The 22,671-nt window shown below is 68.7% G+C and carries 28 protein-coding genes, 2 tRNA genes and 1 pseudogene; 24 read left to right on the plus strand and 7 right to left on the minus strand.

Features of this window, described 5'->3' with window-relative positions:
* Positions 1–78: 78 nt before the first annotated feature.
* From LOK46_RS21070 to dxs, 7 genes are all read left to right on the plus strand, one after another.
* Positions 79–333, plus strand: a complete 255-nt coding sequence (locus tag LOK46_RS21070; RefSeq protein ID WP_012320917.1) for a hypothetical protein — start codon at positions 79–81, stop codon at positions 331–333.
* Between the two features lie 101 nt (positions 334–434).
* Positions 435–1,286 carry a CAF17-like 4Fe-4S cluster assembly/insertion protein YgfZ gene (ygfZ, locus tag LOK46_RS21075; RefSeq protein ID WP_273560369.1) on the plus strand — a complete coding sequence of 284 codons (852 nt, stop codon included), beginning with the start codon at positions 435–437 and terminating at the stop codon, positions 1,284–1,286.
* Between the two features lie 137 nt (positions 1,287–1,423).
* The gene (locus LOK46_RS21080; RefSeq protein ID WP_273560370.1) at positions 1,424–2,038 is read left to right on the plus strand and encodes a DNA-3-methyladenine glycosylase I; all 615 of its coding nucleotides are present in this window, start codon (positions 1,424–1,426) and stop codon (positions 2,036–2,038) included.
* 26 nt (positions 2,039–2,064) lie between these two features.
* Positions 2,065–2,625 (plus strand): hydrolase, encoded by a 561-nt coding sequence (locus tag LOK46_RS21085; protein ID WP_273564657.1) that lies wholly within the window; start codon positions 2,065–2,067, stop codon positions 2,623–2,625.
* A 50-nt stretch (positions 2,626–2,675) separates the two neighbouring features.
* A complete protein-coding gene (locus LOK46_RS21090) occupies positions 2,676–3,188 on the plus strand; it encodes a tyrosine phosphatase family protein (protein WP_273560371.1) in 513 nt (170 codons plus the stop codon).
* Positions 3,189–3,325: 137 nt separating this feature from the next.
* Entirely contained in the window at positions 3,326–3,586 is a 261-nt protein-coding gene (locus LOK46_RS21095) for an exodeoxyribonuclease VII small subunit (RefSeq protein WP_012320922.1), read from the plus strand.
* A 43-nt stretch (positions 3,587–3,629) separates the two neighbouring features.
* Positions 3,630–5,624 carry a 1-deoxy-D-xylulose-5-phosphate synthase gene (dxs, locus tag LOK46_RS21100; RefSeq protein WP_273560372.1) on the plus strand — a complete coding sequence of 665 codons (1,995 nt, stop codon included), beginning with the start codon at positions 3,630–3,632 and terminating at the stop codon, positions 5,622–5,624.
* A 324-nt stretch (positions 5,625–5,948) separates the two neighbouring features.
* Here the strand turns inward: dxs and LOK46_RS21105 are convergent, their stop codons facing one another.
* Both LOK46_RS21105 and LOK46_RS21110 read right to left on the minus strand, forming a co-directional pair.
* The gene (locus LOK46_RS21105; protein ID WP_273560373.1) at positions 5,949–7,040 is read right to left on the minus strand and encodes a tartrate dehydrogenase; all 1,092 of its coding nucleotides are present in this window, start codon (positions 7,038–7,040) and stop codon (positions 5,949–5,951) included.
* 101 nt (positions 7,041–7,141) lie between these two features.
* Entirely contained in the window at positions 7,142–9,073 is a 1,932-nt protein-coding gene (locus LOK46_RS21110; RefSeq protein WP_273560374.1) for a chloride channel protein, read from the minus strand.
* Between the two features lie 220 nt (positions 9,074–9,293).
* On the opposite strand from LOK46_RS21110, the gene LOK46_RS21115 reads away from it, so the two are divergent.
* The 12 genes from LOK46_RS21115 to LOK46_RS21170 all read left to right on the plus strand — a co-directional run bounded on the left by LOK46_RS21115 (position 9,294) and on the right by LOK46_RS21170 (position 14,965).
* Positions 9,294–9,370, plus strand: a tRNA-His gene (locus LOK46_RS21115).
* Positions 9,371–9,627: 257 nt separating this feature from the next.
* The gene (locus tag LOK46_RS21120; protein ID WP_273560375.1) at positions 9,628–9,981 is read left to right on the plus strand and encodes a hypothetical protein; all 354 of its coding nucleotides are present in this window, start codon (positions 9,628–9,630) and stop codon (positions 9,979–9,981) included.
* A gap of 151 nt (positions 9,982–10,132) precedes the next feature.
* On the plus strand, positions 10,133–10,699 hold the full coding sequence (gene hpt / locus LOK46_RS21125) for a hypoxanthine phosphoribosyltransferase (protein WP_012320927.1): 567 nt from the start codon (positions 10,133–10,135) through the stop codon (positions 10,697–10,699).
* A 163-nt stretch (positions 10,700–10,862) separates the two neighbouring features.
* The gene (locus LOK46_RS21130) at positions 10,863–11,228 is read left to right on the plus strand and encodes a response regulator (protein ID WP_010687322.1); all 366 of its coding nucleotides are present in this window, start codon (positions 10,863–10,865) and stop codon (positions 11,226–11,228) included.
* A gap of 105 nt (positions 11,229–11,333) precedes the next feature.
* A complete protein-coding gene (locus LOK46_RS21135) occupies positions 11,334–11,663 on the plus strand; it encodes a hypothetical protein (RefSeq protein WP_273560376.1) in 330 nt (109 codons plus the stop codon).
* A gap of 70 nt (positions 11,664–11,733) precedes the next feature.
* Positions 11,734–12,111 carry a hypothetical protein gene (locus tag LOK46_RS21140; protein ID WP_273560377.1) on the plus strand — a complete coding sequence of 126 codons (378 nt, stop codon included), beginning with the start codon at positions 11,734–11,736 and terminating at the stop codon, positions 12,109–12,111.
* 402 nt (positions 12,112–12,513) lie between these two features.
* On the plus strand, positions 12,514–12,735 hold the full coding sequence (locus LOK46_RS21145; RefSeq protein WP_273560378.1) for a hypothetical protein: 222 nt from the start codon (positions 12,514–12,516) through the stop codon (positions 12,733–12,735).
* 408 nt (positions 12,736–13,143) lie between these two features.
* Positions 13,144–13,350, plus strand: coding sequence for a hypothetical protein (locus LOK46_RS21150; RefSeq protein WP_273560379.1), 207 nt, complete (start codon positions 13,144–13,146; stop codon positions 13,348–13,350).
* 127 nt (positions 13,351–13,477) lie between these two features.
* Entirely contained in the window at positions 13,478–13,750 is a 273-nt protein-coding gene (locus LOK46_RS21155; RefSeq protein WP_273560380.1) for a DUF1488 family protein, read from the plus strand.
* 230 nt (positions 13,751–13,980) lie between these two features.
* Positions 13,981–14,256: a hypothetical protein gene (locus LOK46_RS21160; protein ID WP_273560381.1), complete on the plus strand. Its 276-nt coding sequence runs from the start codon at positions 13,981–13,983 to the stop codon at positions 14,254–14,256.
* Between the two features lie 12 nt (positions 14,257–14,268).
* Positions 14,269–14,538, plus strand: coding sequence for a hypothetical protein (locus LOK46_RS21165; protein ID WP_273560382.1), 270 nt, complete (start codon positions 14,269–14,271; stop codon positions 14,536–14,538).
* 160 nt (positions 14,539–14,698) lie between these two features.
* Positions 14,699–14,965 carry a PilZ domain-containing protein gene (locus tag LOK46_RS21170; RefSeq protein WP_273560383.1) on the plus strand — a complete coding sequence of 89 codons (267 nt, stop codon included), beginning with the start codon at positions 14,699–14,701 and terminating at the stop codon, positions 14,963–14,965.
* A 444-nt stretch (positions 14,966–15,409) separates the two neighbouring features.
* Here LOK46_RS21170 and LOK46_RS21175 read toward each other — a convergent pair whose 3' ends face one another.
* Complete coding sequence (locus LOK46_RS21175; RefSeq protein ID WP_273560384.1) at positions 15,410–15,658, minus strand: hypothetical protein; 249 nt, start codon at positions 15,656–15,658, stop codon at positions 15,410–15,412.
* Positions 15,659–16,160: 502 nt separating this feature from the next.
* Between LOK46_RS21175 and LOK46_RS21180 the strand changes: the two genes are divergently transcribed.
* A complete protein-coding gene (locus LOK46_RS21180; protein WP_273560385.1) occupies positions 16,161–16,919 on the plus strand; it encodes a glyoxalase superfamily protein in 759 nt (252 codons plus the stop codon).
* Between the two features lie 377 nt (positions 16,920–17,296).
* On the opposite strand, the gene LOK46_RS21185 is transcribed toward LOK46_RS21180, so the two are convergent.
* From LOK46_RS21185 to LOK46_RS21195, 3 genes are read right to left on the minus strand one after another with little or no spacing between them, the layout of a single operon-like run.
* The gene (locus LOK46_RS21185) at positions 17,297–18,340 is read right to left on the minus strand and encodes a helix-turn-helix domain-containing protein (protein ID WP_273560386.1); all 1,044 of its coding nucleotides are present in this window, start codon (positions 18,338–18,340) and stop codon (positions 17,297–17,299) included.
* Complete coding sequence (locus tag LOK46_RS21190; RefSeq protein ID WP_273560387.1) at positions 18,330–18,539, minus strand: hypothetical protein; 210 nt, start codon at positions 18,537–18,539, stop codon at positions 18,330–18,332. The genes LOK46_RS21185 and LOK46_RS21190 overlap by 11 nt, the downstream gene beginning before the upstream one ends.
* On the minus strand, positions 18,536–18,784 hold the full coding sequence (locus LOK46_RS21195) for a hypothetical protein (protein ID WP_273560388.1): 249 nt from the start codon (positions 18,782–18,784) through the stop codon (positions 18,536–18,538). Before LOK46_RS21195 ends, LOK46_RS21190 begins: the two co-directional genes overlap by 4 nt.
* Positions 18,785–18,992: 208 nt before the next feature.
* On the opposite strand from LOK46_RS21195, the gene LOK46_RS21200 reads away from it, so the two are divergent.
* The 4 genes and pseudogenes from LOK46_RS21200 (at position 18,993) to LOK46_RS21215 (ending at position 22,158) form a co-directional block, all read left to right on the plus strand.
* A tRNA-Thr gene (locus LOK46_RS21200) sits at positions 18,993–19,067 on the plus strand.
* Between the two features lie 1,037 nt (positions 19,068–20,104).
* A pseudogene (locus LOK46_RS21205) lies at positions 20,105–21,072 on the plus strand (IS630 family transposase).
* A 327-nt stretch (positions 21,073–21,399) separates the two neighbouring features.
* Complete coding sequence (locus tag LOK46_RS21210) at positions 21,400–21,807, plus strand: hypothetical protein (protein WP_273560389.1); 408 nt, start codon at positions 21,400–21,402, stop codon at positions 21,805–21,807.
* 96 nt (positions 21,808–21,903) lie between these two features.
* Positions 21,904–22,158, plus strand: coding sequence for a hypothetical protein (locus LOK46_RS21215; protein ID WP_273560390.1), 255 nt, complete (start codon positions 21,904–21,906; stop codon positions 22,156–22,158).
* 95 nt (positions 22,159–22,253) lie between these two features.
* Here the strand turns inward: LOK46_RS21215 and LOK46_RS21220 are convergent, their stop codons facing one another.
* Complete coding sequence (locus LOK46_RS21220; RefSeq protein WP_273560391.1) at positions 22,254–22,376, minus strand: hypothetical protein; 123 nt, start codon at positions 22,374–22,376, stop codon at positions 22,254–22,256.
* Positions 22,377–22,671: the final 295 nt, after the last annotated feature.

A 22,671-nucleotide genomic window follows, 5' to 3' on the forward strand; every position in this document is an offset into this window, starting at 1 on the left:
TGGCCGAGCCGCCGGGACCTGCTTATCATCCATTGCGTCCGCCGGGCCCCGTGTCCGGCGCAATGGAAGTATCCGGCCATGCAGCACAGCTCTCACACCGCCCCCATCGAGGTCGATGTCGAGGAGAAACGCGTCGCGCTGAGTTACGTCTCGGAAGCGTTCGCGGAAGGCTGCCTGGATGGACTCGACGGTGACTGCATGGCCCAGGCCGCCCTGTTCGCGGCCTTTCAGGAACTGGTGACGACGTACGGTGAGGAGGCCACGGCCCGCTACGCGGAGGGATTCCCGGAGCGCATCCGCGGGGGCGCCTTCACCACGACGCTCCAGCATTGAGCGCGTGAGCGCGGACGGTTGAGGCGCGGGCGGTCAACGACTACGTCCGAGGTCCGCGGCCCGGCCTGCCGGACCGCCCGCGCCCCGAGGAATCGCCGCCCATGCCCGTCGCCCTGCTGCCGGATCGCGCCCTCGTCACCGTCACCGGACCGGACGCCACGACGCTGCTCCAGGGCGTCCTGACCTGCAATGTCGAGACGCTCCAGCCCGGTGAGGCGCGCCTCGGCGCCCTGCTCGCGCCGCAGGGCAAGATCCTGTTCGATTTCCTGGTCTCGCGGATCCCGGACGGCTTCCGGTTCGACGTGCTGGCCGACAGGGCCGCGGACCTCGCCAAGCGCCTGACACTCTATCGCCTGCGCGCGCAGGCGACCATCGCGGTCGACCCGACCGTCGCGGTCGCGGCGGCCTGGGCCGGTGCCACCCCGCCGGCCGCGGAGGCTCTGGCCGATTCCCGCGCGACCGATCTCGGCGCCCGCCTCTACGCCGCCGCGGGCGCCTTCTCGGCGGACGCGACCGAGGCCGACTACCACGCGCACCGGATCGGCCTCGGCGTGCCCGAGGGCGGCCGCGACTTCGCCTTCGGCGACGCCTTCCCGCACGAGGCGCTGATGGATCAGCTCGGCGGCGTCGACTTCCGCAAGGGCTGCTACGTCGGCCAGGAGGTGGTCTCGCGGATGCAGCACCGGGGCACGGCCCGGACCCGCATCCTGGCCGCAGCCTACCCGGACGCCGCGCCCGCGCCCGGCACCGAGATCACGGCGGGCGGCAAGGTGCTCGGCACCGCGGGCAGCGCCGCGGGAAACCGTGGCCTCGCCACGGTCCGCCTCGACCGCCTGGGCGACGCGCTGGCCTCCGGCGAGACCCCGCGCGCGGGCGACCGCCCCGTGACGCTGGAGCGCCCCGCCTGCGCCAGCTTCGCGATGCCGGACGCGGCGACGCGCGCGGCCGAGTAGGAGCGCGCGGCGGCGCGCAGGCTCGGCGGGGGGTGCCGCGGCTCGTCCCCGCAGCGCCGCAGCGGCCGCCGAGGCCGGTCCGCGCGGTCCCCGCCCCGGCGGTGGCGTTCCGCTCCTGTTCTCGTTAACGTCGCCGCATGTCCGAGACCGGCCTCATCGACCATCCCGACGGCTGCCCGCGCTGCTGGTGGGCCGGGCTCGACCCGCTCTACGTCGCCTATCACGACACCGAGTGGGGCGTGCCCGAGCATGACGGCCGCGCCCTCTACGAGAAGCTGATCCTCGACGGCTTCCAGGCCGGCCTGTCGTGGATCACCATCCTGCGCCGCCGGGACGGGTTCCGCGACGCCTTCGCGGATTTCGATCCCGAGCGGATCGCCCGCTTCACCGAGGCGGACGTCGCGCGGCTGATGGCCGACACCCGCATCATCCGCAACCGCGCCAAGATCCAGGGTACCGTCGCGGGCGCCCGGGCTTGGCTGCGGATCGAGGAGCGCGGCCCCGGCTTCGCGCGCTTCCTCTGGGACTTCGTCGACGGCCGGCCGGTCCAGGGCACCGCCCGGACCCGCGCGGAGATCGCCACCGAGACGCCGGTCTCCCGGGCGATCGGGAAGGCCCTGAAGGCGGAGGGCTTCTCCTTCTGCGGGCCGACCATCGTGCACGCCTTCATGCAGGCGGTGGGCATGGTCAACGATCACCTCGTCGGCTGCCACCGGCACGGGCCCTGCGCCGAGTTGGGCCGGCCCCGGTGAGCGCGCCGCCGCGCGCGTGGCAGCGCATGCTCTCCGGCCGGCGCCTCGACCTCCTCGACCCGGCGCCCGGGGATATCGAGATCGCCGACATCGCCCACGGCCTCGCCCGGGTCGCGCGCTGGAACGGCCAGACCCGCGGGCCGCACGTCTTCTCGGTGGCCCAGCACAGCCTGCTGGTCGAGGCGGTGGGCCGCCACCTCGAACCCGGCTGCACCGACCGGGACGGGCTCGAGCTGCTCCTGCACGACGCGCCGGAATACGTGGTCGGCGACATCATCTCGCCGCTCAAGGCCGCCATCGGCGACGCCTATCGCGGCGTCGAGCTGCGCCTGCTCGCGGCGGTGCGCCGCCGCTTCGGCCTGACCGCCCCGTCGCCCGCGCTCGCCCGTCTCGTGAAGCGGGCCGACCGGATCGCCGCCCATGTCGAGGCGGTGCGCCTCGCCGGCTTCGCCCACGAGGAGGCCGAGCGCTATTTCGGCCCCTCGGTCGACCTGCCCGCGCCGGTGCCGGCCCTGGCCGAGCCGTGGCCGACCGCCGAGGCCGAGGCGCGATTCCTCGCGCGCTTCGCCGCCCTGTCTCCGCCCTGACGGATCTCCGCCCTCGATCCGTCACGATCGCAGGTCACTGGCGCCCCACCATGCCGACCCTCCACGTCTGTCCGCTCTCGCGCCTGCCCGAGACCGTCGCCGCCACCGGCGCGAGCCACGTGCTCACGCTGATCAATGTCGGCACGCCGCTGGAGCGGCCGGCCGTGATCGACGCCGGGAACCACGTCGTCATCGGGGTCAGCGACATCGCGGCGGCCCGGGACGGGCACGTTTTGCCGGCTGAAGAACACGTGGCCCGTGTCCTCGACTTCGTCCGGACCTGGCCGCGGGAGAAGCCGCTGGTGATCCACTGCTACGCCGGGATCAGCCGCTCGACGGCCGCCGCCTACATCGCGGCCTGCGCGCTGGCGCCGGAGCGCGACGAGGCGGCGATCGCCGACGCCCTGCGGGCCGCCTCGCCCTCGGCGACGCCCAACCCCCTGTTCGTGGCGATCGCCGACCGGATGCTCGACCGCGACGGCCGCATGGTCGCGGCGATCGCCCGCATCGGCCGCGGCGCCGACGCCTTCGAGGGCACGCCGTTCACCCTCGCGCTGGCGTGAACCAATCAGGCGCCAAGTGTGGCGCAAACGCCGCCGCTCGCGTCCAAAACGGTGCGGACCCGGCCGACGGACGGCCCCCCTGGGTTGTGGCCACCGGGGATCGCGCCGTACAACCACCCCCAAAGGATGTATCTGGGATGAGTGCGAGCAGACCCGAGGTGGCTCCCGCCGCCGGCGACCTGCCCTTCGAGAAGGCGCTGGAACAGCTCGAGGAAATCGTCCGCCGGCTCGAGCGCGGCGACGTGCCGCTCGACGAATCGGTGGCGATCTACGAGCGCGGCGAGGTGCTGAAGAAGCATTGCGAGGCGCTGCTGAAGCGGGCCGAGGCGCGGATCCAGCGGATCACGCTGGGCTCCGACGGGCGGCCCGAGGGCGTCGCCCCGCTCGACATGTCCTGAGGCTCGGCGGTCGAACCGATCCCATCCGTTAGAGGTTGATGCCGTGGCGATTACCCCCGAGCAGAGTGCACTTCTCGACCGCGTTCCGTCTCCTTCGGCGCTGCGGCGTCTTCCGGAGTCGGATCTTCAGGCTGTGGCGGACGCGGTGCGCGCCGAGATGATCGACGCGGTCTCGATCACCGGCGGCCATCTCGGCTCGGGGCTCGGCGTGGTCGAGCTGACGGTGGCGCTGCACCACGTGTTCGACACCCCCGACGACCGCATCGTCTGGGACGTCGGCCACCAGTGCTACCCGCACAAGATCCTCACCGAGCGCCGCGACCGCATCCGCACGCTGCGCCAGGGCGGCGGCCTGTCGGGCTTCACCAAGCGGAGCGAGAGCGTCTACGACCCCTTCGGCGCCGCCCACTCCTCCACGTCGATCTCGGCAGCCCTCGGCATGGCGGTCGCCCGCGACCTCGACAACGCCACCGCCAAGCAGAAGAACCGCCCGCTCAAGCGCCGCAACGCCATCGCGGTCATCGGCGACGGCTCGATGTCGGCCGGCATGGCCTACGAGGCCCTCAACAACGCCGGCGCCCTGCACTCGCGCCTGATCGTCATCCTCAACGACAACGACATGTCGATCGCGCCCCCCGTCGGCGCCATGTCGGCCTACCTCGCGCGCCTCGCCTCGGGCGGCGCCTACCAGTCCCTGCGCGAGACCGCCAAGCAGCTCGGCAAGCTCCTGCCCAAGGCGCTCTACCAGCGCGCCGCCGCGGCCGAGGAGTACGCCCGCTCGCTGGTGGTCGGCGGCGGCACCATGTTCGAGGAGATGGGCTTCCACTACGTCGGCCCGGTCGACGGGCACAACCTCGACCACCTGCTGCCGGTACTCAAGAACGTCCGCGACGCCGAGCACGGCCCGATCCTGCTCCACGTCGTCACCCAGAAGGGCAAGGGCTACGCGCCGGCGGAAGCCAGCGCCGACCGCTACCACGGCGTGGTCAAGTTCGACGTGGTCTCGGGCGTCCAGGCCAAGGCCAAGCCGAACGCGCCGGCCTACACGCGGGTGTTCGGCGAGAGCCTGATCAAGGCGGCCGACGCCGACGACAAGGTCGTGGCGATCACCGCGGCGATGCCGGGGGGCACCGGCATCGACCTGTTCGGCAAGGCGCACCCGGACAAGACCTTCGACGTCGGCATCGCCGAGCAGCACGCGGTGACGTTCGCGGGCGGCCTGGCGACCGAGGGCTACCGGCCGTTCGTGGCGATCTACTCGACCTTCCTGCAGCGGGCCTACGATCAGGTCGTGCACGACGTGGCGCTGCAGAACCTGCCCGTGCGGTTCTGCCTGGACCGGGCGGGCCTGGTCGGCGCCGACGGGGCGACGCACGCGGGCGCGTTCGACCTGGCCTACCTGTGCTGCCTGCCGAACATGACCGTGATGGCGGCCTCCGACGAGGCCGAGCTGGTGCACATGGTGGCGACGGCCCACGCGCACGACACGGGCCCGATCGCGCTGCGCTACCCGCGCGGCGAGGGTGTCGGCGTCGAGCTTCCGGAGCGGGGCGAGGCGCTGGCGATCGGCAAGGGCCGGGTGGTGCGGCGGGACGCGGAGGCGCGGGTGGCGCTCCTGTCGCTCGGCACGCGGCTGTCGGAGGCCTTGAAGGCGGCCGACACGCTGGCGGAGCAGGGCGTGGCGGTGACGGTGGCGGACGCGCGGTTCGCCAAGCCGCTGGACGAGGCGCTGATCCTGGATCTGGCGCGCGACCACGAGGTTCTGCTGACGATCGAGGAGGGCTCGCGGGGCGGGTTCGGCGCGATGGTGCTGCACCTGCTGGCCGAGCGGGGCGCGCTGGACGCGGGCGGCGTGCGGGTGCGAACGCTGACGCTGCCGGACAGCTACCAGGACCACGACAGCCCCGAGAAGATGTACGCCGAGGCCGGACTCGACGCCAAGACCATCGTCAGGACCGCCCTCGACACACTGCCGGCGGCCTCCGGCAAGGCCGAGGCGGCGAGCAACGTGGTGAGCGTGCGCCGGCGCCCGCGCTGACGCCGCGGAAAACGCGCCCTCCCGCGCTCGCTCCGTTCCCCGTCGATGTGTTCGGACCTCCGTCTTTGCGAGCGGAGCGAAGCAATCCGGGGCAGCGCGGCGCGCACCAGCGTCGCGCCGACCTTGGGTCACTTCGGTCCGCTCGTGATGACGGAGAGGACACTCTAACCAAAGCCTCGAGACGGAAACGGCATCCCGTCTCTTCCTGAAGTGCCGGAGCGTGGCACAGGCCTCGAAGCATCCTCCAGAGGTCGCGCGATCCGTGGAGATCTCTTCCGGTGCGGTTTCGGCGCACCCCAGGATGCGGGTGCGCCGAAACCGACCCTACCCCAGAGCCTGCTCGACGGCCTTGCCGCAGACCTGCGTGTCGGCGTTGCCGCCGAGGTCGCGGGTGCGCAGCGTCCGCTCGGACAGCACCCGCTCGATCCCGCCGACGATCTCGGCCGCCGCCGCGTGCTCGCCGAGATGCTCCAGCATCATCGCCCCCGACCAGATCTGGCCGATCGGGTTGGCGATCCCCTGGCCGGCGATGTCCGGCGCCGAGCCGTGGACCGGCTCGAACACCGAGGGGTGCACCCGCTCCGGGTTGATGTTGCCGGACGGCGCGATGCCGATCGTGCCCGTGCAGGCCGGCCCCAGATCCGACAGGATGTCGCCGAACAGGTTGGAGGCGACCACCACGTCGAACCGGTCCGGGTTCAGGACGAAGTGCGCGGTCAGGATGTCGATGTGGTACTGGTCCCACCGGACGTCCGGGTAGGCCTCGGCCACGGCCTTCACCCGCTCGTCCCAGTACGGCATGGTGATCGAGATGCCGTTCGACTTCGTGGCGGAGGTCAGGTGCTTCTTCGGGCGCTTCTGGGCCAGCTCGAAGGCGAACTTGAGGATCCGGTCCGTCCCGTGGCGGGTCATGATCGTCTCCTGCAGGGCGAACTCCCGGTCGGTCCCGGCGAACATCCGGCCGCCCGCGTTCGAGTACTCGCCCTCGGTGTTCTCCCGGACCACCCAGAAGTCGATGTCGCCGGGCTTGCGGTCGGCGAGCGGGCACTTCACCCCCGGCATCAGCCGCACTGGGCGCAGGTTCGCGTACTGGTCGAATTCCCGCCGGAACAGGATCAGCGAGCCCCAGAGGGAGATGTGGTCGGGCACCCGCTCGGGCATGCCGACGGCGCCGAAATAGATCGCGTCGTGGGTCTCGATCCGCGCCTTCCAGTCCTCCGGCATCATCCGGCCGTGCCGCTCGTAATAGTCGCAGCTGGCGAAATCGAACCAGTCGAGCTGGAGGCTGAAGCCGTGCCGCTTGGCCGCCTGCTCCAGCACGCGCACGCCCTCCGGCACCACCTCCTTGCCGATGCCGTCGCCGGGGATCACCGCGATGCGGTAGCGGCGCTGCTGGCTGTTCTCTGGGGCGGCCATGAATCCTCCACGCGTTTCGAAGAGCGGGCCTCGGAGCCCGGATCGGAGACGTCAGGGTGATTGTTGCCCCCGCTTGTGCGGTCAACCGGCCGGCCTGACAATCAGTCGGTTTCGCCCGCCATCAACCGGCGCTGGCGGTCGAGCTCCTCGCTGTAGCGCTTGAGCGTGTGGCTCTCGGTGAGCAGGCCCAGCACCGTCCGGCTCGCGGCGCTCTCGACGACCGCGAGCGCCTCGCTCTCGGTCCGGTCGAAGGCGGCGGCGGCGTCCTTGGCGTTCATGCCCGGCGTGAGGAAATCGTCCGCGTGCAGGAGCAGGTCGGCGAGGACCGGCTGCGCGTCGGCGCCGGAATCCCGGGCGGCCGCGTGCGCCTCGGGCACGTTCAGGATGCCGGCGTAGCGCCCGCCCCCGTCCACGGCGATCACCCGGGAGGGCGAGCCGAGGGGATGGGCGCGCAGGAAGGTGGGCAGCGGCGTGTCCAGCGCCACGGTGCCGGGATTGCGGCGCATCAGCCGGCCGACGGTGAGCGACCGGATCCAGCCGACATCGTGGGGGCTGCGGATGCTCTCGCCGCGCAGGTGGAAGCGCCAGGTGGCGAAGGAGTAGCCGAAGGTCTTGCGCACGGTCAGGGAGGACGCGATCACCGCCGCCAGCACGACGCCGGTGATCGGCAGGCTGCCGGTGACCTCCAGCGCCAGGAACGTCATGGTGAGCGGGCCGCCGATGATCGCCACCGCGAGGGCGCTCATGCCGATCACCGCGTAGGCGAGCGGCGTCAGGCCGAAATCCGCCAGCGGCGGCACCAGCACGGGGGCGAGGGCGGCGAACAGCTTGCCGGCGATGGCCCCGAGGAACAGGGACGCGAAGAACAGGCCGCCGCGGAAGCCCGAGCCGATCGAGATCGCCGAGGCCGTTGCCTTGGCGGCGAACAGCCCGGCCAGAGCCGCGATGCCGTGCCCCTGCCCCTCGGCGGCGAAGTGCATGTGCAGGGCACCGTGGCCGCCCGAGAGCACCTGCGGCGTCGCCAGCAGCGCCAGCGCGCCGACGCACAGCCCCCCGAAGGCGGGCGCCGCGACCCGCGGCACGCCGGAGGCCTGGACGAGGCGCTCGACCAGGGTGACCCCGTGCATGATCAGGATGCCGAGGCCCGCGCAGAGCAGCCCGAGGGCGAGGCTCGGCAGGATCTCCAGGCTGGTCACGTGCGAGGTCGTGACCGCCTGCATGTCGCCGAGATCGACGAGGGGCTGGGCCTGGATCAGGGCGCGCGAGATCAGGTTGCCGCACAGCGCCGCGACGACCACGGGCGTCAGCGTGGCGATCGAGTAGGTGCCGATGATCAGCTCGAACGCGTAGAACGCGCCGGCGAGCGGCGCCCCGAAGCCCGCCGCGATCGCCCCGGCCGCGCCGCAGCCCACCAGGGTGCGCAGGTCGCTGCGCCGCACCTCGAAGGCGATGCCCAGCCGCGAGGCGAGGCCGGATGCGATCTGTGTGTAGCCGGCTTCGAGGCCCACCGAGGCGCCGGACCCGTTCGAGATGACGTTCTGGAGAGCGAGGTAGAGACTGTCGCGCAGGGACATGCGGCCGCCGTGCAGGGCGTTGGCCTCGATCGGGTCGATGGCCGGGCGCTTGCGCGGGCCGCGGACGTAGTTGGCGACGACGATCAGCAGGCCGAGGACGGCGCCGCCGAGGCAGGGTCCCACGAGCAGGAGCGCCGGCGACACGGCGTCGGCGGCGCTGAGGCGCGCGCCCGCGGGCAGCTGGTAGAGCAGCTCGCGCAGGGTCTGGGTGATCCAGGTCATGGCGGAGACCGCCACGCCGGCGACGCAGCCCACCAGGGTCGCGAGGGCGACGAGGCCGCCCTCGCTCCGGCGTACGAGGCTGCGGAGCCGTCCGGGAGCCTGGACGAGGCCGACCCCGGCCCAGCGTCGGCGGGCCCGCCGCCCCGGCCTGACGGCCCGCCGTGCCGGGACGTCGGCCGATCCGTCGCCGGGCGCCCTGCCCCCGCCGGCGGCGCCCGCTGGCTGTCGCGCGCTCACGGTCCGCCCCCTCGCCTCCGGTCCGCTCGATCGGCGCGGCCGACACGTCGACCCCGCCGTCGCAGTTACAGCCGGGGCCGAGCCCGTTGCAAACGGGCGGCGCCGCGGGCGCGCGGCCGGCCCCGGCGCGGGGGCCCGGACGGCGCTGTCCACGAAGTCCAAATCCCGTGCACACATCGCCTTGAAAACTGCCGCGGCCCACGATACACCCCGCGCCAGTGCCGCCGTAGCTCAGTTGGTTAGAGCACCAGATTGTGGATCTGGGGGTCCCCCGTTCGAGCCGGGGCGGTGGTACCATCCATTCAGCTCGACAGCGCAGGGGTTGGCGGATCGCCAACCCCTTTTGCTTGCGTGCGGATGACGCCGCGCCGGATCAGGGCCGGTCCGAACCCACACCCGAACGCGCATCGGAAGCGACGGGACCGGTCCTCGTGCCGAAACCGGCCTGTACACAGGCGGCCACTCCAATGCTCGCGCACGTTATAGAATCGCCAAATTTGCCCGCATACCGTCCTGGCCGGGAGAAGACTACTTTCGTTCGCGTGAAGATTGCCATGAAGAGCACGACACAGCAGGATCAGCTCGAGATCGTGAGCGCCCTCGCGGCCTCGCTCGCCGACCGGATGCTGATGGAGCGCCTGACGCAGGGGAGGCTGCCGCTCGCGAATGCGAGCCGCCTCTGGACCGCCTCGCTGCTCCTGGAGGAGCACGCGCGGCCCATCCCGCGCATCGTGACGGACGTCCTCGAGCAGGTCCGGCACGTCGAGCCCGACGACGGGAACGACGCGGACGGGATTGAAGCGGAGCCGGAGCCGGACCCGGCCGCGGCGCGGCGTCCGGCCCGGCCGGCGCGTCGGCGCGGGCTCACCCGCCTGCTCCGCCCGTTCCGGCAGGCGGCCGAAGCCTGACCCGCGTCGACGGCGGCTCCCGGCCGCGCCCCGTGACGGCGCGGGACCATCCTCGCGGATCCGGAGTTCCCCGCGCGCGCCCGGGACGCTAAGACCGTCTCCGAGCGCGGTGGCGGAGCCCGCCGCGCCAACGGGCTTCGGGACACGAGAGATGAGCATCCCTGAACGGCGCGTCCGGACTCTGTTCGACGAGGCGGCCATCGCCAAGCGCAACGACGAGCTCGCCCGGGAGATCCTCGCCGCGCGGCCGGAGAACCTCCTCGTCGTGGCGGTGCTCAAGGGCAGCTTCATGTTCGCGGCGGACCTGCTCCGGTCGCTGCACCGGGTGGGCCTCGCCCCGCAGGTCGAGTTCGTGCACCTGTCGAGCTACCGCACCGGGACCGTCTCCAGCGGGCAGGTCGAGATCCTGCGCGACGTGCAGAGCGAGGTGCGCGGGCGGGACGTGCTGCTCGTGGACGACATCCTGGAATCGGGCCGGACCGTCGTCTTCGCCAAGGACCTGCTGATGGCCCGCGGCGCCCGGCGGGTCCTCACCGCGGTGCTGCTGGAGAAGCCCGGCAAGCGCGCCGTGACGATCGACGCGGATTTCGTCGGCTTCACCTGTCCCGACGTGTTCGTCGTCGGCTACGGGATGGACGCCGCCCACGCCTTCCGCCAGCTGCCCTTCGTGGGCGTGGTCGATTACGGCGACGGCGACCCGGACCTGTTCGACGCCTGACTGCTCCCGCGGCGCGGCATTTTCGCCGCGCGCCGCGACCCGAGGGACAATTCAGCCTGCGACGACTTGACAGACGGCGAATGCGTCTGTGTCTGTCGACGTTTGGGCGCGCGCGCCGTCGTGACGGGACGCGCGCGGATTTCGGGGACGGTTACAGGACCACATGGCGCGCATCCTCCTGGTGGATGACGAGGAGACCGTCCGGGGCTTCCTCAAGCGGGGACTCGAGATCGACGGGCACGCGGTCGTCACGGCCAACGACGGCAGCGACGGGCTCGACCGCCTCAACGAGGCCGATGGCGGCTTCGACCTGATGCTCACCGACATCCGCATGCCGCTCATGGACGGCATCGCGCTGGCCCTCGCCGCCAAGCGCGACTTCCCCGACCTGACCATCCTGCTGATGACCGGCTTCGCCGACCAGCGCGAGCGCGCGCGCGGGCTCGACGCCATCGTCACCGACGTGCTGACCAAGCCCTTCTCCCTGGCGGATCTGCGCGCCACCGTGAAGCGGGCGCTCGCCGCCTGAGCCGGGCGGGACCGGTTCGGAAGAACTTAAACATTGCTCTTAGGTTGAGCTTCACGAAAGCGTGGCACCTTCGGTCCGACTGGATCAGACCGAGCACGGAACGCCATGTATCGCCGGGACCGGGATATCGACGCGGCGGCGTATCAGGCGGACCGCTATGGCTGGGAACCGGACGACAGGGACTGGGACGATGACCGGGACGCGCGGCGTCCGCGCAAGGGTGTCTTCGGGCGGTTCTTCTCGCTGACGAAGCTCGCCCTCCTCGCGGTGCCGGCCGGGCTGTTCCTGTACGGCAGCTTCGCGGATTGCAGCGCCCGCCCGGCGGCGGGCTGGCTGGGGCTCGTCGGGGCCGGCGCCTGCGCCCGCACCGAGATGCTCGGCAACGTCCTGTCGATCCAGGACAACCTCGCGCTCCTGAAGCGGCTCATCAACTGAGCGCCCGCCGAAGACCCCCCTCGCGCCGCGCCCCTCCCATCCGCCCCGAACCGACCTCCGTGAGGCCGCCATGTCCACCCGCTCGCTCCTGCCGGCCTCGTCCAACCGCGCCTCCGACGCCGTCGAGGAGGCCCAGTTCCGCGCCCGCATGGCGCGGGTCGGCCCGGACGGCGCGAACCGCCCCCAGCGCCGGAGCCGGGCGCCCGAGCGGCGGCGCGGCTTCCGGCTCGGCTGGAAGGGCTGGCTCGTCGTCGACTGCCTCGTCGTGCTGCTGGTCGTGGCGGGGGTGGTGGCGTGGCCGCCGGTCCAGTCCTGCCGCAACCAGGACCAGACGGTCGGGTTCTACGCCGGCGATTCCGTCGGCAAGTGCATCCGGCGCGGGATCGCCGACCGCCTCGACACCGCCGACCAGCGCCTCAAGAGCCTGATCCGCCGCTCGGGCCATTGAGGCCGGGCCGCGCGCATCCTGGCGCGGCTCGGGTTGGGCGGCGGCACGGCGGCCGGTGGCTCGCGCGTCGCCAGCCGGTGTCGCACAGCGGCCGCGCAGCGGTCCTGCAACCCGAATACCTGCCGCGCGCGCCGGCACTTTCCGTCTTCAGCTCAACCCTTCCGGCGTTCTCGGCAGGCGTAAACCGACACTCTTTGCCGGCAATGGTGAAGCGTGCCCGGAGGCCTGCCATCTCGCCAGGAGCGGGTTTCCGGGGTTTCCCATCGACCTGTGGGCCGTGTGGTGGCCCGCTCTCCTACTCGACAAGCTAGGCGCGAACCGTCCCTTCGTTGAACGTCCACGGGCGCCCGCCGCAGCAACTTCTGGTTCGAGCGAGCGTTGTGTGCTCGCCAGGAGCGCCCGATGCCCGTGATTCTCATCGTCCCGGTCGCGCTGATCGCGGTTCTCGCCGTCGGCGCATTCGCACTCCGTCACGCCGAGGGGCACGCGTCCGAGTTGCGAGAAGCCCTGCTCCTGCTGCTCATGCTCGCCGTCGTATCGGCCAGCATAGGGTTGATGTCGCTCCGCCCAGGCGACGCCTCGCGCGATGTCCTGCAGGCGACGGCCGGCAGCGTCTCGGCGTGAACCTGGAAGGCTCGGTCCGGCCGGCGCGTGAATCCGGGATGTCGTCGTGCTCGCCGACGCGCACGACGCGACCGGGCAGCCGGACCCAGGCCTGCCGCCGAAACTTTCGTCTGAGCCTGGGGTTCGCCGAGAAGGAGGAACCCCATGTCCGACGAAGCGAAAGGCACGAAGCCCGAGGATCTCACCCCTGATCGCCCGCGCCTCACCCCACAGGGTCACGGGAGCGGCTCCGTGAGTGGTGAGGACAGCACGGACCCGTATGGCGGGGCCAAGCAGGGTCAGGGCGACAAGGCAGAAGGATGAGGTCCGCGCGATGCCGGCCGCCGACGAAGCGTAGAGTTGAACACATCGCGGAAATCATTCGAGCACTGGTTGCGTGCTGTGATCCTCGGTGAGGAGGTCGGAGCCATGACCATCACCACCTCGATCAACGCCGTCGGCCCCGTGAAGGCGACGGAGATGATCCAGTCGGCGCGCGCCGAAGCCGCCATCGCGCACAGAGCGGGGCTGCATACCGTCACGATGCCGGTGCCCGCGTCCGCCGACTCCCGAGCGCGAGCGGACGGTCGGGAGCTGCCCCCTTCGCAGGAGCGCGTGGTGGACATCACCGTCTGAAACGCGCTTGGTGAGGCTGCCTCGGTCCCGCAGCCGCGAGGATTGTGTCTCCCGCGGAAGAGGGGCGGCCATCGATCGACGGCCCCTTGAGGCGACCCGATGCGCGCGTGAAGCTCGGAGACCCGCCATGCCGCTGGAGCGCTACGAGACGGGCCAGCCCATCATCGATCAGGAAACGCTCGATCACGTCCGCTTCGGGATGCTCGACGGCCGCGTCATTCCGTGCCGGGTCCCGATCGACGTGCTGCGCGACCTGTTTCACCCGGACGATCTCACGTTCGACCCGCTCGACGTATTCCTGAGCTATCGGGCCGCCATCGAGCGGGTCGCGATCGAGAAGTTCGAGCGCGAGGGTGCGCCGGATGGGGTCCTCGATCTCGACGAGGCCGACTTCTTCTAGCGCGAGGCTGCTCAGCCTCGGCCCGATCGCCTCCATACGCTGGACGGGCACGACGAGACTCAGGCCGCCACCTCACGGCTCTGCTCGAAACCGATCGCGCGATTGCCCGTGACGGTATGGAACTCGAAAATCCAAGATTTCGGCTGCAACAAACAGGACATCGCCCCGTAAGTCACGGCACTTATCCCTCCATCCGGGCCCGCGATATCTCGCGCAGGACGGAGGACATCATGCTCAATGACGTTGACGCCACGCGTGCCGCCGCGCACGACGTTCTGGCTCATGAACGCGCGGATCAGAAGCCTCGTCGCGGCATGAAGCTCCTCGGGGTCGGCTGTCTCGGGCTCGCATGCCTCGGGACGGCGAGCACGGTGAGGGCGTGGGAAAATCCGCCCGCGCACCCGGCATCCGTGATCGATGAAGACCCGAGCGACGAGAACAAGCGCGCGCAGCCATGGCTGGACGGGCTCGATTTCGGCAGCTTCGCCCAGATCGCCAGTCGCTAGGAGGGGCAGCCGATGAATGCGATGCTGCTCGGCCTCTTCCCGCTGCTGGTCATTCTGACCTGGAGCGCCGGTTACGTTCTGGTGGAACGCGCGTGGCGTCAGCACGCGCCGGTCCGTCATATCGCGGCGGCGATGCTCTGTGTCGGCTTCAGTCTTGCCGCCATCGCGGCCCTGGCTTGGGCTATGCCTCAGCCGGGCCAGAACTGGTCCGATGCTCCCCTGCGGCGCATCGTACCGGACGACAAGCCCGCCCCGGACGAGCCGACGGCAGGTCGATGGTAGGCGCGCGTTCACGCCGCCCCTCCGCGGCTCGCGCGGAGAGGTTCCGGAAGACAGGCCGCAACGGCGTACAGTGCGAGCCGCCCGCAAATGTGCGATTTAAGACTTTCAGCAGAGACAGAGGCGATAATCTAGGCGCGAAATAGAAAGTTGAGCGCCCGACATGCCCCACGAGAGACGCACCCGCCCGAGGATTGAGACGGATCTGACCGGACGCATCGTGCCGAACTTCGGCCGGCCAGTCGGCTGCAGGGTCCTGGATCGATCGCCGGGCGGAGCGCAGCTCCGCGTGAACAGCGTCTTCGGTCTCCCCGAGACGTTCATGCTGGAGATTCCGCAGACCGAGGAGCGCATCAGCGCGCGCGTGGTCTGGCGCTCGGCGGGCAATCTCGGGGTGGTGCTCGAGGAGCCGGCGCGGCTGTCGATCTAGCGGCGGCCGGGCATCGGGCGGCCTCGGCCGTTCGGATGGCCCAGAAGGCCGCCGCGCGGGTCTCGACCTCTGTCGGCTGCGCGCCCACCGCGACAGCGTCGGCGTCTCAACATCGACCGGCCGAACTTCGCGCGATCAAGCCTCGCGCGCTCAACCAATGCGGGCGACCTGCCGCGGGCCGTCGAAGCCTTCCTCAAACGGGACCGGCCGCCTGAGATCATCCCGCGGCCGCGGGGCGAGCGTGACCGAGCCGCCCTCCGCCGTAGCGCGGGCTCTTCTTCAGCATTCCCGAGACAGGTCGCTCTGCGAGCGCTCTCGATCCGGATCCCGCCTCTACGCCGGGGAGCCAGGGCGACGTCGTCTCCGAGACGCCGACTCGTTAATTACTAATCAGCCCAGCACAGGGGCTTGGACGTCCCCCACGCGCGGCATGGGGCGGTAGACCTACTCTCCTTCTGCAGCGTCTTCGCCGTCCGTCACGCCCAGAGCGGCCTTCTCGGCAAGGAGCGTCGCCAACGCGGATCGGATGCGGTCGCCCTGCTCAGCGTAGGGCAGATCGGCCGCCTCGAGTAGCGCGCTGCGGTACCGCGTCTGGATCGCAGCCAGCTGCGTCGGCAGTCCCACTTTGCGGGGCGGCTTCTCGTCGACCACGACCTTCAGCGGCTTCTTCTTGGCGGGCGTCTTTCCGGGCATGCCGAGCCAAGCCGCGTGCAGGTCCCCGGTTCCGCCGCTTCGCGTCCTCCACCGATCGCGCAGTCCATATTGGGCTCGGCGACGCCTGACGTTTCGGTGCGGGTGCGGGCGGGGCTGATGAGCCGGCGCGACTGGAAGACCAAGCTCGAGATGCGCACGCCGCGCCATACGACCCAGGTCGGCGAGATGCCGGTGGCGCACGCACAGGCCGCGCACCGTCCGGCGCGCGATTGTCCTGGATGGATCTCCGCCGGTCCGCCGCTGAGCGGCTCTGCTTGGATGCCAACGTCGCCGTGCCCGCGCACCACCCATCGCGCATGGCGGACGGTTGACGCGGCAGCCGCCCCGATGCTTCTCTCGGGTCAGGCCGATGCAGCCTGCCGCTCGCGCCCTTCGGGGTACGGTGAACGCATCGATGCACGCGACCGCGAACCCGCACCACGGGTCGGCCGGTCGGCAAGGCGAGCACCGACCTCACGGTCGATCCGGTCCGGGGATCAGCATGCCCACCGTCGATGAAGCCAAGTCCATGGCCCGCGCCGTGGAGAGCGCTCTGCGTGCCAAGAACGTCACCATCACCCACGGTGAGTGTCTCGACATCGTGGCTCGCCAGTTCGGTCTGAAGGACTGGAACGTCCTCTCTGCTCAGGCCAAGCGATCGGAGGCGGCCGCACGCCGCCGCATCACGTCGCTCAAGGGGTGGGCGCTGCTCGCCGAGCATCCTGACGCCTACGATCACGGAGCCGACGCCGACCCGACGGTCCGCGGCGGCGATGTCGCCCTCATCCGACACGATCCCGTGCTCGGGCCGCGGCGCTACCCCGACCCCGTCCGCGCGTTCGCCTGCTACATGCAGAGCGTGTCAGCGGTGCCGTTTCGCGGTCGGCGCGTGGCCATCGGCGCCAAGCTTCGCTGCCAGGACGTGACCCACGGTGCGACGCTGTGGGCGCGGGTGGACGCGATGCCGGGACACACCTTCGCGTTCGACAACTTGAAGGATGCCCCTGACGGCTGGCTGTTTGGCAATACGTCATGGGTCGAACGCCGCGTGGTGCTCGATGTCTGCGCCGAGGCGATCTCGCTGCATTTCGGCTTCTTCCTGAAGGGCCGGGGCGCTCTCTGGGCAGCGGATTTTCGTGTTGAGGAGGCCGCTGCGGCGGCGCTGACCGCGCCGCCCTTTCCACCACGGTCACGGGAGGCCGCGTGGAGCGCACCGACGAACCTGACGTTCTCGGAGGTGATAGGCTCCTCGCCTGTCTGATCGCTGTCGCGCGGCGATCGCGTTCCGCGGCGTGGCTCGCATGGTAGCGAACGTCATCCCATGCGAACCGGGCCGGGCGGACGACCGCTCTCCAGCCCGAACCGACGCTGCGGCAGCGTCGCCCCGATCAGAGGGATCAGAGGCCCTTCCCTGGCCCCAGAACCGGACATTCGAAGGCCGGTCCAGGCGGAAGGGCGATCACATTGATAGTGGTCGGTGCCTACGGCTCATCGTCGTGTCCTGACCGGCGCCACACCGGACCGGCGGATCGGCCGGCACGGTGATGCGGGACGCGACGCACGCAAGGCGGGCAGGCATCGCTGGATGAGCCGCATCGCCAGCGAAGGCCCGAGGGAAGCCGATGCGAGGGCCGACATTCACCCTCCTCGCGGGCCGCGGTTCATGACGTTGTACCATTCCCGCATGCGATCGACTTGCAGTGTGTGTGAGATCGAACCCGCCGCATCGCGACCGATCGCCCGAAGCTGGCTGGGCGTCTGCCCGTAGATCTCCTTGAAAACCCGGGAACAGTGGCTGATGTTCGAGAAGCCGAGCGTGAACGCGAGGCTGGAGATTTGGCGCCCCTCATCCGGTCGGAGCATGAGACTTTTTAGCCGCGCGGCACGGCGCTTGGCGATGGTCATCTCGATGCCGCCAACCGCCCGGAATGCGCGGTACAACGAACTTCGCGAGACGCCGGTACGACGGGCGATCAAGTCCACGTCGAGATTGAGCCCGAGGTTGTCGTCGATGAACAACTCCGCCCGCAATCGCCTCGACGCTTCCAGTTCCGTCTCACCGGAGCATCCGTCATGGATGTCCACCCGGTCTCCCTCGATCTGGCCGAGCAGACCGGCGAGGAGTTGACTGCTCCCGATCTCCAAGTCGCTCGAGAAGCTCGCTGCGCGTCGGGCGATCGAGAGAACAGCTTTGCCGATCGAGTTCGGCAGGTTCCTTGAAAGGATGTGCCCGTGCAAGCGCCGCGCGTTCGGTGCGGCGGCCTCGACCAAATCGCGGGCCAGGATGACGGTAACGTAGTCGGCATCCTCCACCCGGGTTCGCATCGGCTGCGTCGCGTCGAAGAGCACGGCATCGCCCGGTGCGAGCCGACGCTCGTCTCCGCTGCGCCCACTCGCGATCCGACCCGAGCGCAGGACCTGCAGGTAGTAGTGGTCGAAATCGTCACGTCGGATCTGTGTGCTGTCTCGGAGATGCTCCGCGCCGACAAGCTGTCGATTGAACAGCGTGAGCCTGTCAGAATGGTAGGCTATGACGGTCGCCTCAAAGGCATCTCCCAGTCGAGATACCCCTGCCCCACTCGCCCCGACAAGGTCATGATAGACACCGAAACTATCCGGTGATTTTCTGCCCAAGATCGTGCGATGCGGCGCACCCCGTTCGCGATAACCGTTAGACTGCATCGGGACCCTGTACGCCTTCGAGACTCGTGAAGAGTCCATGATCACCGTCCTCCACCGACGGATCGGATGCGATCACGCGCCCGATGATCGAGCGGGTGTCCGTGCCGCTCATCCCGGTTCCCCGCGCGAAGCTGCGCAACCGCTCCATCAGGCGTTCGCCGGCCGTCGCGCGGCCGGCTTCGGGATCAGTCTCGCTCATTCCGTCACCGGGTGCGCCAGCAGGACCGCGGTCCGGACCACGTTGCGCTTCCAGACCGGCTCGTCGGTGGTCAGCGCCTCGGCCGCACGGGTGTTCGTGCGGCGCACCTCGACGAGGTCGAGCATCCAGCCCTCCGCGAGGGAATGGACTTCGGTCGCCATCTCCGCGGACGCGGCGTCGATCTCTTGGTCGACGACCTCGGCTGCCTCGCTCGGCTCGGGGACGGTCGGGGGTTGCTTGACCATTCGATCCTCTGCCGGGGCCTGTGCCGACTCCTGTACCGACCCTCGAATGGCTCGCGGGCCTGCTTTTACGGCGCCCTCGAAGGGTAGCGCGAACGAGCGAGGAACGGGATGCGCCGACTTCGCGCCTTGACGAGGCGCCCCCAAACGTAGTCAAAAGCGCTTCTGACGCACAGAAACCGCCATTTTCCTCAATGGTTTCAGAGCGCCTGCCGGTGTAGCACAGCGGTAGTGCAGCGGTTTTGTAAACCGAAGGTCGGGGGTTCGATCCCCTCCGCCGGCACCATATCCTTCAAAGACTTAGGTCTATTTTCTCCTCCGCCGAGGCCCATACTCCCCAGCTGGGGTAGCAGTGGGGGTAACGGCGGGGGTGTTTTGCTGGCTACTGCTGCCCGCACCGGATGTGCGAGCGGCGGTCATAAGTGGCAGCTGGGCACGCCTGCACCTCGGCTTAGCTGTGCGTTGTCGGCGCGCCTTGAGGGGGTTGTTCGTCGACAGTCCACGCCCGCCTCAAGCTCGCCCCCAGCAGTTCGGGCGGGCGTGGATGCTGAGATCCGGCCAGCAAGAACGGAAACCGGTTCCGTTTTTCAAAAGCGCTACGGTATCGTGTCTGCGGCCGGATCGGCCCCGAAAGTGGGGAACCGATCCCCCACCCTTAACCCTCGCAGCTTGACGGCCGGATCTGATCACTTTCATCGGGAGAGATGTCAACGGACGCCCCGCAGAACTCATGCAGAACATCACTCAAGTGAGTGTTTTACTTATTCCACAACCGAAGCAAGGCGAGCAACCGAAAATTATTAGATTTGCTTTCGAAGAGGCGCTGAAGAGAGATAAATCCTAGTAAAAATAGATATATTTATAGCAATTGCACTGCCGGGCACACGAATAATTCTGGGACTTGCGAATAATTCGAAGACTGTCGCTTGGCCGATTGTTGCCTGCTATGAATTCCGCAGTGCAATCATCGATTTCTTGAAGAGAACTCAAAAGCGGAAAGCAAGCCCGACCGGGGTTAGCACCGAGATGCTTTCTGCAACGCAGCAGATTGAAACTTTGAAGAATGCGCAGGAGGCAGCGAGAAGCAGGACGTCTGCTGGATTTACCCCGTCAGATTTCGTATATATGTTAGAATATGAATAATTGGCGGCAGCCATAGATCGCAATCCTGCCACCAGACCTCAAGATTAGCTTGAATCAGCAAAGCTGATGGCAGCAGTTCCCGCAAACAAAGGTCAATATGAGATTATACACCGCTACAGCGTTTTCGGTTTGAGCTGAGTCGTGCGTTTGGGGTTCACGCGTTGGTGTGGGGCGGACTCACTGCGCGCTCCAGATGAGGAGCGCGGCACGGGTCGACCCTACAACCAAGACCTACGCGAACGCGTCGTTGACGCGGCCGGAACGACGTCGCGTCGACAGGCGACCGCGCGCTTCGGGGTCGGCGTGGCCACGGCGATCCGCTCGATGACCGCCCTGACGACGACCGGGACGGTGGCGGCCCGTCCGCAGGGGCGGGCTCGCCGCTCCAAGCTCGACCGGCACGAAACGTTCCTGCGGACCCTGATCGCCGGGAGAGACGACATCACCCTGAGGAGATGCCGGTCCACCTGAAGGATGAGCAAGACCTCACGGTTGGGCTGGGCACGCTGTGGGCGTTCCTCGACGGGCGCGGCCTGACCTACAAAAAGAAACAGCTCACGCCACGGAGCAGGACCGCCCGGACGTGAAGGCCACCCGCGAGGCGTGATTTGAAAGCCAGCTCGACCTCGCCTCCGGCCGCCTCGTGCTCCTCGACGAGACCTGGACCTGACCAACATAGCCTGCACCCGCGGACGCTCACCACGCGGGGAGCGGCTGCGGTCCCCTGTGCCGCATGGCCACTGGAAGACCACCACCTTCGTGCGGGCCTACGTCTGTCCGGGATCGCTGCACCGTTCGTGCTGGACGGGCCGACCAATCGCGACGCCTTCCAGACTTACGTCGAGCGTGTGCTCGTGCCCGAACTCGCCCCCGGCGACGTCGTCGTCATGGACAACCTCGGCAGCCACAAGGGGCCAGCCGTCCGCGCGGCAATCGAAGCCGCTGGCGCGCGGTTGCTGTTCCTGCCGCCCTACGCGCCCGACTTCAACCCGATCAAGATGGCCTTCTCCAAGCTCAAGGCGCTGCTGCGTAAGGCAGCCGAGCGCACGGCCGAAGGACTATGGTCGGTCATCGGCCGGCTCATCGACACGATCACACCCGATGAGTGCGCCAATTTCTTCTCCGCCGCAGGATACGAACCAGATTGAACCAAAAATGCGCCGGATAATCAGATTTCAATTTCGGAATATTTTGTCAAAATCCAGCATGTCGAAGCGTTACAGAATCATGGTTGCAAAAGATCCATTCGGCTGCCGCCTCTCAGGCCTGGGATATATGCTGATACACCGTATGTGCAGTACTTTTATTACCCGATCGACACGAAAATACTTACTGTCGGCGACATGAATTCAGATATTTTATACTACGAAGTGAGCCGATTGGTCCGCATGTATCTTCCTTATGCCGCTGGCTCTCAGCTGCCTCCGAGCAACCTATAGTCTCTTGCTGCTTCATACCGAAAGGTCCCTGCCACCATGCGCACGGTTCTCGCCGTCCCCGCTCTCATCGTCGCTGCCGGCCCGACGCTGGCGGCAGGAAAGGTGGCGGTGAGCGTCAACCAGCCGCTCGCCGACCCCAAGGGGCATCGAGGCGAGGCAGTCGCCGTCCTTGGGATCCGATGCGTCGACCCCGGACCTGGAGGGTTCATCTGCGAGGCCAAGGTGAGCGGCCAGCAGCTAAGGTTGGATGCCTCCGGGCTCGGCGGAGCGACGACGGGGACGATTGCTGAGAAGCTGATCGGCCCGTGCAACGGGCTCCCCGCTCTCGCCAAGCCGGCCTGCACCTTCGATGTGATGCTCGTTCCGACCGGCTCACGCTTCGAAGACGGCGTGACGATCGTCCATACGCCCGAGATCGATATGAGCGCTCCACGGCGTCGGTAGGGCCTCAGATTGCCGGCGCCGGTGGCTCAGCTATCCTGCCGCCATGCGCACAGCCCTCACTCCCGGGAAGTGCACTCTGCACGACGCGGGATGATCATGAGCGCCGCGCTGATCAGATGGTTCATGGTCGCGCTTATGATCAGCGTGAGCACTGCAGCTGACGCGCAGCGCAGGCGGATTCATAGAGCGGCTCCTCGTGCAAGGATCGAAGCGCTGCAACTCGGCTTTTCTAGGCCACCGGCCACGGTGCTCCAGCCGTCTGGTGACGGCATCATCCATTGGAACACGCCGAACAAGGACGGCAATCTCGGCGGACCCGGAACAGGTGGAGGTGGTGGCGGTGGAGGCTGACCTACTCAGCTCTCGCCATTTGGCGCCCGTGGTTCTGCACCACGTCGCGGAAGAGATTACCTGAAGTCACTCGCGGCAACCCTTATGGGGGACCGTCAGACTGAGCTCAGGGCCAGCAGCACTACGGCCATTTGCCAGCCAGCCACTAACATCGCAGCGATCCACGCCACTGTCGCCACGCCGCCTGCGACCATGATCATCGTGAGGATGTGGTCCATCCACCGTCGCATAGATTGATCTTGAACCGGAATTGCCTCGGTCTGAGCCATAATTCACCGCGTAATCAGTGTATCCAATCGAGATCCGCAAGCTTCGTTCCTGCTACGAGCAGCCGTCGCGCCGGCGCGCCTAGGCACAAAAAATGTAAATCACACTCGCAGGAGTAATCACCACGTTGGCCGCCCCCATGCAGACAAGTGTCATGACCGCGTTCGCATGAAGTTGTGGCTTGTTCTTGAACATCCATTCTGCAGGAAATGCCAGCACCGTGATTGGGAGCATGCAGAGGACTAT

The sequence above is a fragment of the Methylobacterium sp. NMS14P genome (assembly GCF_028583545.1).
GTDB lineage: Bacteria > Pseudomonadota > Alphaproteobacteria > Rhizobiales > Beijerinckiaceae > Methylobacterium.

Excerpts from the sequence above, each read along its gene's own strand:
- LOK46_RS21070 (WP_012320917.1), top strand. The coding sequence starts at position 79 with ATGCAGCACAGCTCTCACACCGCCCCCATCGAGGTCGATGTCGAGGAG.
- ygfZ (WP_273560369.1), top strand. The coding sequence starts at position 435 with ATGCCCGTCGCCCTGCTGCCGGATCGCGCCCTCGTCACCGTCACCGGA.
- LOK46_RS21080 (WP_273560370.1), top strand. The coding sequence starts at position 1,424 with ATGTCCGAGACCGGCCTCATCGACCATCCCGACGGCTGCCCGCGCTGC.
- LOK46_RS21085 (WP_273564657.1), top strand. The coding sequence starts at position 2,065 with ATGCTCTCCGGCCGGCGCCTCGACCTCCTCGACCCGGCGCCCGGGGAT.
- LOK46_RS21090 (WP_273560371.1), top strand. The coding sequence starts at position 2,676 with ATGCCGACCCTCCACGTCTGTCCGCTCTCGCGCCTGCCCGAGACCGTC.
- LOK46_RS21095 (WP_012320922.1), top strand. The coding sequence starts at position 3,326 with ATGAGTGCGAGCAGACCCGAGGTGGCTCCCGCCGCCGGCGACCTGCCC.
- LOK46_RS21105 (WP_273560373.1), bottom strand. The coding sequence starts at position 7,040 with ATGGCCGCCCCAGAGAACAGCCAGCAGCGCCGCTACCGCATCGCGGTG.
- LOK46_RS21120 (WP_273560375.1), top strand. The coding sequence starts at position 9,628 with ATGAAGAGCACGACACAGCAGGATCAGCTCGAGATCGTGAGCGCCCTC.
- hpt (WP_012320927.1), top strand. The coding sequence starts at position 10,133 with ATGAGCATCCCTGAACGGCGCGTCCGGACTCTGTTCGACGAGGCGGCC.
- LOK46_RS21130 (WP_010687322.1), top strand. The coding sequence starts at position 10,863 with ATGGCGCGCATCCTCCTGGTGGATGACGAGGAGACCGTCCGGGGCTTC.
- LOK46_RS21135 (WP_273560376.1), top strand. The coding sequence starts at position 11,334 with ATGTATCGCCGGGACCGGGATATCGACGCGGCGGCGTATCAGGCGGAC.
- LOK46_RS21140 (WP_273560377.1), top strand. The coding sequence starts at position 11,734 with ATGTCCACCCGCTCGCTCCTGCCGGCCTCGTCCAACCGCGCCTCCGAC.
- LOK46_RS21145 (WP_273560378.1), top strand. The coding sequence starts at position 12,514 with ATGCCCGTGATTCTCATCGTCCCGGTCGCGCTGATCGCGGTTCTCGCC.
- LOK46_RS21150 (WP_273560379.1), top strand. The coding sequence starts at position 13,144 with ATGACCATCACCACCTCGATCAACGCCGTCGGCCCCGTGAAGGCGACG.
- LOK46_RS21155 (WP_273560380.1), top strand. The coding sequence starts at position 13,478 with ATGCCGCTGGAGCGCTACGAGACGGGCCAGCCCATCATCGATCAGGAA.
- LOK46_RS21160 (WP_273560381.1), top strand. The coding sequence starts at position 13,981 with ATGCTCAATGACGTTGACGCCACGCGTGCCGCCGCGCACGACGTTCTG.
- LOK46_RS21165 (WP_273560382.1), top strand. The coding sequence starts at position 14,269 with ATGAATGCGATGCTGCTCGGCCTCTTCCCGCTGCTGGTCATTCTGACC.
- LOK46_RS21170 (WP_273560383.1), top strand. The coding sequence starts at position 14,699 with ATGCCCCACGAGAGACGCACCCGCCCGAGGATTGAGACGGATCTGACC.
- LOK46_RS21175 (WP_273560384.1), bottom strand. The coding sequence starts at position 15,658 with ATGCCCGGAAAGACGCCCGCCAAGAAGAAGCCGCTGAAGGTCGTGGTC.
- LOK46_RS21180 (WP_273560385.1), top strand. The coding sequence starts at position 16,161 with ATGCCCACCGTCGATGAAGCCAAGTCCATGGCCCGCGCCGTGGAGAGC.
- LOK46_RS21185 (WP_273560386.1), bottom strand. The coding sequence starts at position 18,340 with ATGCAGTCTAACGGTTATCGCGAACGGGGTGCGCCGCATCGCACGATC.
- LOK46_RS21190 (WP_273560387.1), bottom strand. The coding sequence starts at position 18,539 with ATGAGCGAGACTGATCCCGAAGCCGGCCGCGCGACGGCCGGCGAACGC.
- LOK46_RS21195 (WP_273560388.1), bottom strand. The coding sequence starts at position 18,784 with ATGGTCAAGCAACCCCCGACCGTCCCCGAGCCGAGCGAGGCAGCCGAG.
- LOK46_RS21210 (WP_273560389.1), top strand. The coding sequence starts at position 21,400 with ATGCGCACGGTTCTCGCCGTCCCCGCTCTCATCGTCGCTGCCGGCCCG.
- LOK46_RS21215 (WP_273560390.1), top strand. The coding sequence starts at position 21,904 with ATGAGCGCCGCGCTGATCAGATGGTTCATGGTCGCGCTTATGATCAGC.
- LOK46_RS21220 (WP_273560391.1), bottom strand. The coding sequence starts at position 22,376 with ATGGACCACATCCTCACGATGATCATGGTCGCAGGCGGCGTGGCGACA.